Below are 12577 nucleotides of genomic sequence, written 5' to 3' on the forward strand. Positions count from 1 at the left end.
ATTTAAAAAATAATTATCTAATTGTAATGTATAGTCGTTTCAACGATAATAAAGCCGTTTTTTATTTGATAACTACTGATAATACCGAATTACTATGAATAACAATTCCCCCCTTCTGAAAGCACAAAGCCCGGCGGCATTAGCAGAAGAATACATTGTAAAAAGCATTTGGAATAATCATTTCCCACCCGGTTCGGATTTACCGGCAGAACGTGAATTGGCCGACAAAATCGGTGTTACCCGCACCACCCTGCGTGAAGTTTTGCAACGATTGGCACGTGATGGCTGGTTAAATATCCAACATGGCAAACCCACCAAAGTTAATGATATTTGGGAAACCTCAGGTTTAAACATTCTGGAAACCATGATCCAACTTGACGGTTCACGCCTGCCTTCGCTGACTGCCAATATGCGTTCCGCGCGCACCGACATCTCCGTGATCTACATTCCGAAAGCCTTTAAACGTGCACCCGAGCGTTCTCTGCATATCCTTCACCCGATGGACAACTTGGAAGATACCGCGGAAGACTATACAAAATTCGACTATGACGTATTTCGCAATCTGGCTTTTGCTTCCGATAATCCCGTTTACGGATTGATTTTGAACAGCTTTAAAAGTTTATATACCAGAATCGGTTTATTCTATTTTCAAAGCGCCGAAGCACGAGAATTAGCAAGACGGTTTTACTTCAACCTAAGGGATATTTGCCAGCGCCAAAGCATCGAAGAAGTCGCTCCTTGCATTTTACAATACGGCAAAGAAAGCAGCGCACAATGGACGAAAATGCAGGAGTTTTTACCGAAAGATTTCAGCGAGTATACATAAAAGTGCGGTAGTTTTTTTCGGTGTTTTTTCTTTATCATGCTGAAAAACACTGATAAAAACCACCGCACTTTTCAAGTTCAAAAGAAACCCCGAATTATCGTGGTTCCTGTTTGATGGTTCTTATTGATGATAATGAGACAAGAATCCGGCGAATTTGTCCAATGCCTCTTCAATTTGATGCACATACGGCAATGTAACAATACGGAAGTGATCCGGTGAATGCCAGTTAAAGCCGCGCCCGTGTACCAACAACACTTTTTCCTGCGCCAATAAATCGAACACCATTTTTTCATCGTCATACATATTGAATTTTTTGATGTCGATTTTCGGGAACATATACAACGCGCCCATCGGTTTGGTACAGCTGATGCCCGGAATCTGATTAATTAATTCGTAGGCTTTATTCCGTTGTTCCAACAAACGCCCGCCCGGCAGGATAAATTCGTTAATGCTTTGGTAGCCGCCCAAGGCGGTTTGAATGGCGTGCTGCATCGGCACATTGGCGCACAAACGCATAGACGCCAGCATATCCAAACCTTCAATGTAACCTCTGGCGTGTTTTTTCGGTCCGTTCAAAATCATCCAACCTTGACGGAAACCGGCAACCCGATAGGCTTTTGACAACCCGTTCAACGTCACCGTTAATAAATCCGGCGCCAAGGCGGCGATATGATGATGCACTGCGCCGTCGTATAAAATTTTGTCGTAAATTTCATCGGCAAAGATAATCAGGTTATGCTGACGCGCCACGTCCACAATGTCCAATAACAAGTCTTTGCTGTACACTGCTCCCGTCGGGTTGTTCGGGTTGATAATCACAATGGCTTTGGTACGCGAAGTAATTTTGCTTTTAATGTCTTCCACATCGGGGGACCAATCCGCCTGTTCATCACACAAATAATGCACCGCTTTGCCGCCCGCCAAGGTCGCCGCCGCCGTCCATAACGGATAATCCGGCATCGGGATCAACACTTCATCACCGTCATTCAGCAACGCCTGCATTGCCATAGTAATCAACTCAGACACACCGTTGCCGATATACACATCGTTTACCGTTACGTTACGAATATCTTTCGATTGATAATATTGCACAATGGCTTTACGCGCCGAATAAAGCCCCTTGGAATCGCAATACCCTTGCGCCGACGGCAAATTACGCAACACATCCACCAAAATCTCATCAGGCGCTTCGAAACCGAACGGCGCGGGGTTGCCGATATTCAATTTTAAAATTTTATGCCCTTCTTCTTCGAGACGCAGTGCCTCTTTATGCACAGGCCCGCGAATATCATAACAAACGTGCTCTAATTTATCGGATTTCGGAAAGCGTTCCATAGTTTCGACCTTAGTGATTAAGAAATGAAATATTTTGTGAAAAATTCCCGCAAAGTGCGGTAGAATTACGGTTTATTTTTAACTTATTTTCCTAGTAAAGACAATGCTTTTTCAAAATGGATAGTTTGCAATCAATAAAAGCGCAATTAATCAGCCAAATTCATCAATTAGAATCAGAACAACATGCTATTTCGGTTTGCTCGGCGCAGGTCGAAGGCAGCGTTAATTTACTTGCCTGGCTAAAAGCGCAGCCACACTATCCGCAGTGCTATTTCAAATTACAACAAGGCGAATCGGCTTTTGCCGCCATCGGCGAAGTGCGCGCCTTTGATCAATTGATTGCCGCCCAACATTTTATTGAACACGCTGATTTGTCTTTATTCGGCGGCATGACCTTTAACGGCGACACCTATTTTTTCCTGCCGCAACTGCTGTTGGAACAAACGCAATATCGGCTTACGGTGAAAGTGTTTATCGATCACGCCGATTTCAAAGAAAGCAAGCAGCAGGCACTGACGTTCTTAAAAACGCTGGAAAAAACCACCGCACTTTTGGATGTGCAAAGTAAAGCGACCTTATCCCACCGACAAGCCGACCAAGCCCGCTGGCAACATTGGGTAGAACAGGCGTTAGCGCAAATCAGAAGCGGCTATGTGGACAAACTGGTGCTGGCGAATGAAACCACATTTCATCTTAACGCGCCATTAAATGCACAGGATTTTCTCGCCAAAAGCGAAGCCCATAATCACGGTTGTTATCATTTTCTATTGGCGAAAAGCCCTTCTTCCGTTTTTCTTGGCTCTACGCCGGAACGCCTATACGCACGCCATCAGCGCCGGCTCACTACCGAAGCCTTGGCAGGCACGGCATTGGTGAGCGACGACCCCGCAGAAAACCGCCAACAGGCGCAATGGCTCTTGCGGGATAGGAAAAATATTCATGAAAATCAGCTGGTTGCCGAAGGCATTTGCGCCAATCTAAGCGCCTTTGCCAAACAGATTCAGCTCGGTGAAATCGGTTTGAAGCCGCTGCGTCGGGTTCAACATTTACGCCGCGAAATCACCGCACTTTTAACGGAAAACTGCACTGATCTGGATTGTTTAAAAGCCATTCATCCCACTGCTGCCGTTGCCGGTTTGCCACAACAAAGCGCCAAAACCTTATTGGCACAAATTGAAAATTACGATCGGAGCTGGTATGCAGGCACGTTGGGATTTTTTAATCGGGGGCGAGCCGAATTTTGCGTAACCATTCGTTCCGCCTTTATTGAAGCGGACAAAATTCGCGTTTTTGCCGGTGCCGGTATTGTTGAAGGGTCTGTTCCCTTGCTAGAATGGCAGGAAATCGAACGTAAAGCCGCCGGTTTAATCTCATTGTTACAAATAACGGAATCTAAAAACGGAGAGAAAAAATGTCAGTAAGCGTATTTAATCGTTGTTGGTCGAAAGTGATCTTGGAAACCCTTGTGCGTCAAGGCGTGTCCCACTTTTGTATCGCGCCCGGTTCGCGTTCGACCCCGCTGACATTGGAAGCCGTCCGTTTACAAAACGCCAACCGCGCCCTTTGCCACACGCACTTCGACGAACGCGGCTTGGGATTTTTTGCTCTTGGTGTGGCGAAAGCCACCAAAAAACCCGTCGCCGTTATTGTCACCTCCGGCACGGCTGGTGCGAATTTATACCCGGCGATCATCGAAGCGCGCCAAAGCCATGTAAACCTCATCGTGCTCACCGCCGATCGCCCGCCGGAATTATGGGAATGCGGCGCCAATCAAGCGATTTTACAAGAAAATATGTTTGCCGATTACCCACTGGCAAGCCTGAATTTACCACGCCCAAGCCAGGATTATGCGGCAAGCTGGTTCATTTCCAAAATCGAACAGGCTTGTCATCAACAGGCGGAAGAAGGCGGCGTCATTCACATTAACGTACCGTTCTCCGAACCATTATATGACGCCAATGTGGAAGAAATTGACGTTCATCCGTGGCTGGCACAGGTTCAGTGCTGGTTAAGCCAAAATAAAAGTTGGACGACTTATCCCGCCTTGCACCAAGAAGTGATCATTCACGAGAATTGGGATCATTGGCGCACCAAACGCGGTGTTGTCGTGGCGGGCAGAATGCCGGCGGAACAAGCCATGGGTATCGCCGCCTGGGCAAATACCATGGGCTGGGTGTTGTTGACCGACATTCAATCGGGCGTGGAAGCATCACTGCCTTATGCCGACATTTGGCTTGCCAATCAAACGGTAAAACAAAAAATGTTGCAAGCGGATATTGTCATTCAACTTGGCAGCCGTTTTATCAGTAAACGCATTAATCAATTTTTAGCGGAATTTAAAAACGAATATTGGATTGTGGATGAAAACCCGCAAGCCGTGGATCCGTATCATCACTCCCATACCCGTTTTGTTGCCAAAATTCACCATTGGTTACGTGCCCACCCGCCGTTAAGACAAAAACCTTGGCTGTTGGAAGCGTTGGCACTGTCCAAATTCTGCGCCACATTCATTGAGCAACAAGTGGGCGGCAATTTGAACGAAGCCTCTTTAGCTCACCACATTGAACGCCTGCTGCCGAACAACGGCGCACTTTTCCTAGGCAACAGTTTATTTGTGCGCTTGGTGGACGCACTGACCAAATTGCCGGAAGGCTATCCGATTTACACCAATCGCGGCGCCAGTGGCATCGACGGTTTACTTGCCACCGTCGCCGGCATCGGTATCGGTTCCAATCAGCCGGTGGTCGCGTTAGTGGGCGACACGTCCGCGCTGTATGATTTAAACTCGCTGGCGTTATTCAAAAAAATCACCCAACCGACGATTCTTTTTATCATTAATAATAACGGCGGGGCGATTTTCGATATGTTGCCGGTGGATGCGGAAGTGAAAGACAAATTCTACCGTATGCCGCACCACACGGAATTTTCCCAAGTGGCGTCCATGTTCGATTTAAAATATGCGCGCCCTTACACCTGGGCGGATTTGAGTTCCGTACTGAAACAAGCCTATTCACGCCGTGAAGCCACCATCATCGAAATCAAAGTGGCGCCGAATGACGGCAGCACCGTTTATAAACGCCTAATCGAACAAATCAGCTATGCTGTCGTCGGCGAATAAATAACACCATCAAAAGCAAATTATTTCATGATAATTTGCTTTTTTAACTTCTATGAAACCGTATCTCGTCTTTTTACACGGCTTACTCGGTACGCAAGCCGACTGGCAAAAACTCACGGAAAATCTACCGCACTTTCATTGCATTGCCCTGGATTTACCGTGGCACGGCAGCGCCAAAAACCACCCTGCGAAAAATTTTGACGAAGCCTGCGCTTATGTGGCGCAACAAATCCAATCGGCAGTGGGGAATCAACCTTATTTTTTAATCGGTTACTCGCTCGGCGGACGGATTGCGCTGTATTACGCACTTCATAGCAACTGTGAAAAATACAACCTGCTGGGCTTGATTATTGAAGGCGGTAATCTTGGGCTGACCGATGAACAAGCGAAAAAAGTGCGGTGGAAAAATGATGTATTTTGGGCGCAACGTTTTCGCTATGAAACGGCGGAATCCGTACTGAACGACTGGTATCAACAGGCGGTATTTGCCCATTTGACCGAACATCAACGCAACGCCCTCATCGAAAAACGCCGAGCCAATTGCGGGGAGAATATTGCACAAATGCTGTTGGCGACCTCCCTTGCCAAACAGCCGGATTTACGTTCTGCCGTCAAAAACAGCCCTTATCCCATTTATTATTTCTGTGGCGAGCGGGATCATAAATTCAAACACATGGCACTGGAAAATCAGCTTAACTTAACCGTTATCCCTAACGCGGGACATAACGCCCATCAGGAAAATCCAACGGCATTTGCCGCGCAATTAAATGCGTTGTTAGAGGATAAATTCGTTGCTTTTTGAGCGCGCAATAGCTAGAATCTGCATTCCTTATTATCGTAGCTGAATTAGAGATCGGCTAACAATGTATCATTAACCACCTCATATCAGGAGTTATTATGTCTCTAAGTACTGAACAAAAAGCAAAAATCGTTGCTGAATATGGTCGCGATGGTAAAGATACCGGTTCTTCCGAAGTTCAAATCGCTTTATTAACCGCACAAATCAACCATTTGCAAGCACACTTTGCGGAACACAAAAAAGACCACCACGGTCGCCGCGGTTTATTACGTATGGTTTCCCGTCGTCGTAAACTTTTAGATTACTTAAAACGTACAAATCTTGAACTTTACAGCAGCTTAATCGCTCGTTTAGGTTTACGTCGCTAATCTTTTTAGGTTGTTATTTTAGTAGAAACCCTCAACGTTTGTTGGGGGTTTTCTTTTTTATACACCTCATTATTTACATCAAACTGACAAAACTCTCCCCTTTCCAAGTTGCATTTTTGAGCTAAACGCGTATTATAGCCGTCTAGATGGAAATACTTCCAAAAACGCTAACATTTACATTGAATTAACATCATTCCGGAGAACACAATGAGCCAATATTTATTTACATCCGAATCCGTTTCCGAAGGACATCCGGATAAAATCGCCGATCAGATTTCTGATGCGGTATTAGACGAAATCATCAAACAGGACCCGAAAGCCCGCGTTGCCTGCGAAACCTATGTCAAAACCGGCATGGCGTTGGTGGGCGGTGAAATCACCACTTCCGCGTGGGTGGATATTGAAAACTTGGCCCGTGAAGTAATTTGTGAGATTGGTTACACCAGCTCCGAAATGGGCTTTGACGGTCGTTCCTGCGCGGTATTAAACGCCATCGGTAAGCAATCTTCCGACATCAACCAAGGTGTAGATCGCGAAAACCCGTTGGATCAAGGCGCGGGCGACCAAGGAATCATGTTCGGGTATGCCACCAATGAAACCGATGTATTCATGCCTGCCGCCATCACCTATGCCCATCGTTTAATGGAACGCCAGGCACAAGTGCGCAAAAGCGGAAAATTAGATTGGTTGCGCCCTGATGCGAAAAGCCAATTGACCTTTAAATATGAAGACAACAACATCATCGGAATCGATGCCGTGGTGCTTTCCACCCAGCATTCCGAGGCCATCAGCCCAAAAGAGTTGCATGAAGGCGTCATGGAAGAAATTATCAAACCGATTTTACCGAGCCAATGGTTATCCAAAGACACCAAATATTTCATCAACCCGACCGGTCGTTTTGTCATCGGCGGACCGATGGGCGACTGCGGTTTAACCGGTCGTAAAATCATCGTCGATACTTACGGCGGTGCGGCGCGCCATGGCGGCGGCGCATTTTCCGGTAAGGATCCGTCTAAAGTTGACCGTTCCGCCGCTTATGCCGCCCGTTATGTAGCGAAAAATATCGTCGCGGCGGGCTTGGCGGATCGCTGTGAAATCCAACTGTCTTACGCTATCGGCGTTGCCGAACCGACCTCCATCATGATCGAAACCTTCGGCACCGGTAAAGTGGCTGATGAATCATTGGTGAAATTAATACGCGAATTCTTTGATTTGCGTCCATACGGTTTAATCAAAATGTTAGATTTAATCCAACCGATTTATCGCCAAACGGCGGCTTACGGTCACTTCGGGCGTGAGCAATTCCCGTGGGAGAAAATCGATCGTGCGGCAGATTTACGTGCTGCGGCAGGATTAAAATAATACATTAAATCATTAAGTTGTGATAAAGTGCGGTTAAAAAATAACGCGTTTTTTAACCGCACTTTTATATGCAAACAGAAGAAAATTTCCGCATCCTGAAAATGCAGATTCTGCGCCGTTTACAGAGTGGTTTACAGCTGGCAGAAGCGCATTTCAACCAACCCTTTTCAATGCCGCAAATTAATTATGAATTAAAAGGCAGCAAAGCGGGGCTGGCATACCTACAGGAAAACACCATCAAATTTAACCGCACTTTATTACTGGAAAACACCGAAAGATTTATTCATCAAGTGGTGCTACACGAATTGGCGCATTTGGTGGTATATCAACACTATGGCAGAGTACAACCGCACGGCAAAGAATGGCAGTTTGTGATGACCGAGATTTTTCATCTGCCGGCTGAGGTGCGCCATCAATTTGATTTAACCTCTGTGCAAGGCAAAACCTTCACTTACCGTTGCGCCTGTCAAACCCATCAATTAAGTATTCGTCGTCATAATAAAATTCAACGTGATGGTGCAGTATATTTTTGCCGTAAATGCAAAACCCGGTTAAATTGGGTTGTTTAAATATTAACAGGTTAAATTAAAACTTGTTACAAAACTATCAAAATTATCTCTAAAAGTTATACTTCGATCACAAATCTTTTAAATTCCTTTTGCACTCCCTTCGTAACAGTACTACTATCTGCGCAAAAATAAATATAACTTATAAAAGGAGACAATATGTCAAATCAAAATGAAAAAAAATGGCGTAAATTCGATATTATTTGGATGCTTAATCTGTTTGGCACGGCGGTAGGAGCAGGTGTACTGTTTTTGCCGATTAATGCGGGTATGGGGGGATTTTGGCCGTTAATTGTGATGGCGATTTTAGTAGGACCAATGACTTATTTGGCACATCGCGGTTTATCCCGATTCGTGCTGTCGTCCGCCAAGCCGGGCAGTGATATTACCGAAGTGGTAGAGGAACATTTCGGTAAAACAGCAGGGAAATTAATCACCTTGCTGTATTTTTTTGCGATTTTTCCGATTTTGTTAATTTATGGCAATGGCATCACCAACACCGTGGACTCCTTTATCGTCCACCAGCTAGGCATGCCATCGCCGAATCGGGTGCTGCTCTCTTTTGTTCTCATCGCCACATTAATTTCCATTATGCTGATGAATGAAAAAGTGATGCTGAAAATCACCGAATTCTTGGTTTATCCGTTAGTCATCATTCTTGTCGCTTTATCGGTTTACCTGATTCCGAACTGGAACACCTCTATGCTACAGGAAATGCCGACGACTCAAGGCTTTATCATGACCTTGTGGCTCACCATTCCGGTATTGGTATTTTCTTTTAACCACTCTCCTGCCATTTCCGCCTTTTCGCAATCGCAACAACGGGAATACCAAGATCCCGTTTTGGCGGAAAAGCACGCGAGCAAAACATTGAAAGGCACGGCAACCATTTTGTTATTTTTCGTCATGTTCTTTGTGTTCAGCTGCGTATTGACTTTAACCCCGGCGGAGCTTACCGAAGCGAAAGCACAAAATATCAGTATTTTGTCTTATTTAGCCAACAAATTCGACAACCCGTATATTTCCTACCTCGGCCCGTTAGTGGCGTTTTTAGCCATTACCAGCTCCTTCTTCGGACATTATTTGGGCGCCCGTGAAGGGTTGGAAGGCTTGTACTTAAAAATGACCGACAACAAAACCATCAATCGAAAAACACTGAATTATGGCACCGCACTTTTCTTCCTCATCACCCTTTGGCTGGTGGCTATTCGCAATCCGAGCATCCTTGGTTTAATCGAATCGTTGGGCGGCCCGATTATCGCCATGATTTTGTTCATCATGCCAATGTATGCCATTCGTAACGTACCCGCCATGCGACGTTACAGAGGCAGACTCAGCAACGTATTTGTGGTTGTCATGGGGTCCATTGCGATTTCAGCGGTAGTCTATGGATTATTTTAAAATTTCGCGTAGAATGCGCTTCCTTTAAAGTTTAACCCGATGCCTCACCTTATGCGTGAGGCATTCCGATAATGAAAAATGATGAGTGAAATATGATTAGTGTTTTTGATATGTTTAAAATCGGCATCGGCCCGTCCAGCTCACACACGGTGGGTCCGATGAAGGCGGGGAAACAGTTTATTGACGATTTAATTGCGCAACATCTCTTGGAAAAAACAGAGAAAATCCAAGTGGATGTTTACGGTTCACTCTCCATGACCGGTCTTGGACACGGCACCGACATCGCCATCATCATGGGGCTGGCAGGCTATTTACCGCATAATGTGGAAATTGAACGTATCCCCGGGTTCATTGCGGAGGTAAAGAAAACCGCCAAACTGCCCCTTGCCAAAGGCAAACAGACTGCACAATTTGACCCGGCAACGGACATGATTTTTCACCAAACCTTCCTGCCGCTGCACGAAAACGGCATGACCATTACCGCATTTCATCAGGCGCAAGAATTATATAAACAAACCTATTATTCTATCGGCGGCGGGTTTATTGTAGACGAAGCCCATTTCAACCAAACCGAAAAAAATGAAATGAACGTGCCTTATCCCTACCACATTGCGGCGGATATTTTACGTAACTGTCAGGAAAGCGGGTTATCCATTTCCAGTTTAATGATGCAAAATGAACTGGCACTACATAGTGAAGAAGAATTAAAAACCCATTTGCATCAAGTGTGGCAGACCATGAAAGATTGTATCGAACACGGTTTACACACTGAAGGGGTTCTACCCGGTCCGTTAAAAGTAGCTCGTCGTGCGGCAACACTTTATCGCATGCTGAAAGCGAACAGCGAGCTTTCAATGGATCCAATGAGTGTCATCGACTGGGTAAATATGTTTGCTTTGGCGGTGAACGAAGAAAATGCTGCCGGCGGACGAGTCGTCACCGCCCCCACTAACGGTGCTTGCGGTATTGTGCCTGCGGTGCTGGCGTATTATGAGAAATTTGTCGGCACACTCACCGATGAAATCGTCGAACGCTACTTACTCGCCTGCGGCATGATCGGTTCGTTGTACAAAATGAACGCCTCCATTTCCGGTGCGGAAGTAGGCTGTCAGGGGGAAGTGGGCGTTGCCTGCTCGATGGCGGCGGCAGGACTTTCGGAAATTCTCGGCGGCAGCCCGGAACAGGTGTGCATTGCGGCGGAGATCGCCATGGAACACAACCTTGGCTTAACCTGCGACCCGGTGGGCGGGCAAGTGCAGGTGCCTTGCATCGAACGCAACGCTATCGCCTCCGTCAAAGCCATTAACGCCAGCCGCATGGCATTGCGTCGCACCACCAGCCCGCGCGTCAGTCTGGATAAGGTGATCGAAACCATGTACGAAACCGGTAAAGACATGAACGCCAAATACCGCGAAACCTCACAAGGCGGCTTAGCGATTAAAGTGGTTTGCTCGTAAAAGGTGCGGTCACAAAAAATTCCATTTTTTAAACGTTGGCTATGCCAACGGCCCCGAAGGGGTGAATAAATCACTTCAGTGATTTATGAATATTTTTCACAGTGTTTTTAAATATAACCCCATACTTACCGTATGGGGTTATATTTAAACGTAGGTTATAAAACCTCAAACGGGACGTCGTTAAAAATCATCGAAATATTGCTGAATTTCCTTCACATCTTTGGTTTTGGTTAATGCTAATTGCAACAACACGCGCGCTTTTTGCGGGTTCAACGAACCTGAGGTCACGAAGCCGTATCTGCTGTCATCCACTTCCGCATCACGGGTGGTGTAGCCCGTCGGCACGCGGGAAGAACGCACCACTGCCACGCCGTCTTTTGCCGCTTTTTCCAATAAATCCAAATTTGCCTGATTCACATTGCCATTGCCCACGCCGGCACTAATGACACCCTGATACCCCGCGCTCAATAAGGCTTGTAACGGTTCCGTCGGCATATTGGAATACGCATATACAATGCCCACTTTCGGCAAAGCGTCCAGTTTCGATACATCAAACGGCGTATTAGCAGTGTGTTTGCTTTCCGGCGAACGTTCGTAATCCACTTTGCTGTTATGAATATAGCCTAACGGACCGAAGTTCGGCGCTACAAAGGTTTGCACCGCCGTAGTGCTCATTTTGGTTACATCGCGGGCACCCAGTACTTTGTCGTTCATCGCCACCAGCACACCGCGGCCGGCAGATTTTTTATTTGTCGTCACCACTACGGCATTATATAAATTTAACGGACCATCAGCGCTTTTCTCCGTCGCCGGACGCATAGCGCCCACTAATACCACCGGTTTGTCACATTTCACAGTTAAATCCAGAAAATACGCGGTTTCTTCCATAGTGTCCGTACCGTGCGTAATCACAAAGCCGTCCGTATCGGCGCATTGCCGATTAATGGTTTTGGCTAATTTTAGCCACACTTCATCGTTCATATCCTGTGAACCGATATTCACAACTTGTTCGCCTTTAATTTCCGCAAGATTTTTCATTTCCGGCACCGCTTCAATTAAGCGCTCTACCGTCAACTGCCCTGCTTTATAGGCAGAACTGACCGCCGTTTCCCCACCGCCGGCAATGGTTCCGCCGGTTGCCAAAATGGTAATGTTCGGCAAATTTGCCGCATAGGCGACGGAACAGGCTAAACTTAATACGGTGAATGCGGTTAATTTTCTTAACTTCATAATGACTCCTCTTTATTAACATTTAACGCTACCCGGATTTTACTCACAAAGTGCTCAAACAAAAGAACCAACCAGTATGATTTCCTGATATTTCAGCGGGATTTTTTCCAATTCT

11 protein-coding genes are annotated in these 12577 nt (G+C 46.2%); 9 read left to right on the plus strand and 2 right to left on the minus strand.

Translation table 11 applies throughout. The features are described from left to right. Positions 1-94: 94 nt before the first annotated feature. The gene (gene fadR, locus LIN98_RS00210) at positions 95-826 is read left to right on the plus strand and encodes a fatty acid metabolism transcriptional regulator FadR (protein ID WP_148326177.1); all 732 of its coding nucleotides are present in this window, start codon (positions 95-97) and stop codon (positions 824-826) included. Between the two features lie 120 nt (positions 827-946). Here fadR and LIN98_RS00215 read toward each other — a convergent pair whose 3' ends face one another. Continuing rightward, entirely contained in the window at positions 947-2161 is a 1215-nt protein-coding gene (locus LIN98_RS00215; RefSeq protein ID WP_005547449.1) for a pyridoxal phosphate-dependent aminotransferase, read from the minus strand. Between the two features lie 116 nt (positions 2162-2277). Between LIN98_RS00215 and LIN98_RS00220 the strand changes: the two genes are divergently transcribed. The 8 genes from LIN98_RS00220 to LIN98_RS00255 all read left to right on the plus strand — a co-directional run bounded on the left by LIN98_RS00220 (position 2278) and on the right by LIN98_RS00255 (position 11232). Next, a complete protein-coding gene (locus tag LIN98_RS00220) occupies positions 2278-3582 on the plus strand; it encodes an isochorismate synthase (RefSeq protein WP_005547450.1) in 1305 nt (434 codons plus the stop codon). After that, a complete protein-coding gene (gene menD, locus LIN98_RS00225; RefSeq protein ID WP_005568025.1) occupies positions 3573-5279 on the plus strand; it encodes a 2-succinyl-5-enolpyruvyl-6-hydroxy-3-cyclohexene-1-carboxylic-acid synthase in 1707 nt (568 codons plus the stop codon). Before LIN98_RS00220 ends, menD begins: the two co-directional genes overlap by 10 nt. A 52-nt stretch (positions 5280-5331) precedes the next feature. Next, positions 5332-6081, plus strand: a complete 750-nt coding sequence (gene menH / locus LIN98_RS00230; protein WP_005547454.1) for a 2-succinyl-6-hydroxy-2,4-cyclohexadiene-1-carboxylate synthase — start codon at positions 5332-5334, stop codon at positions 6079-6081. Positions 6082-6176: 95 nt separating this feature from the next. Next, complete coding sequence (rpsO, locus tag LIN98_RS00235) at positions 6177-6446, plus strand: 30S ribosomal protein S15 (RefSeq protein WP_005540508.1); 270 nt, start codon at positions 6177-6179, stop codon at positions 6444-6446. A gap of 207 nt (positions 6447-6653) precedes the next feature. Next, on the plus strand, positions 6654-7808 hold the full coding sequence (gene metK / locus LIN98_RS00240; RefSeq protein ID WP_005547457.1) for a methionine adenosyltransferase: 1155 nt from the start codon (positions 6654-6656) through the stop codon (positions 7806-7808). 68 nt (positions 7809-7876) lie between these two features. Next, complete coding sequence (locus LIN98_RS00245; RefSeq protein WP_005568024.1) at positions 7877-8377, plus strand: SprT family zinc-dependent metalloprotease; 501 nt, start codon at positions 7877-7879, stop codon at positions 8375-8377. Positions 8378-8533: 156 nt separating this feature from the next. After that, positions 8534-9775 (plus strand): HAAAP family serine/threonine permease, encoded by a 1242-nt coding sequence (locus LIN98_RS00250; protein ID WP_005588266.1) that lies wholly within the window; start codon positions 8534-8536, stop codon positions 9773-9775. 92 nt (positions 9776-9867) lie between these two features. Further along, positions 9868-11232, plus strand: a complete 1365-nt coding sequence (locus LIN98_RS00255; RefSeq protein ID WP_005547462.1) for an L-serine ammonia-lyase — start codon at positions 9868-9870, stop codon at positions 11230-11232. 180 nt (positions 11233-11412) lie between these two features. Here the strand turns inward: LIN98_RS00255 and ansB are convergent, their stop codons facing one another. Continuing rightward, on the minus strand, positions 11413-12462 hold the full coding sequence (gene ansB, locus LIN98_RS00260; protein ID WP_050846138.1) for an L-asparaginase 2: 1050 nt from the start codon (positions 12460-12462) through the stop codon (positions 11413-11415). Positions 12463-12577: the final 115 nt, after the last annotated feature.

Origin of the sequence: Aggregatibacter actinomycetemcomitans (genome assembly GCF_023518055.1) — a bacterium.
Lineage (GTDB): Bacteria > Pseudomonadota > Gammaproteobacteria > Enterobacterales > Pasteurellaceae > Aggregatibacter > Aggregatibacter actinomycetemcomitans.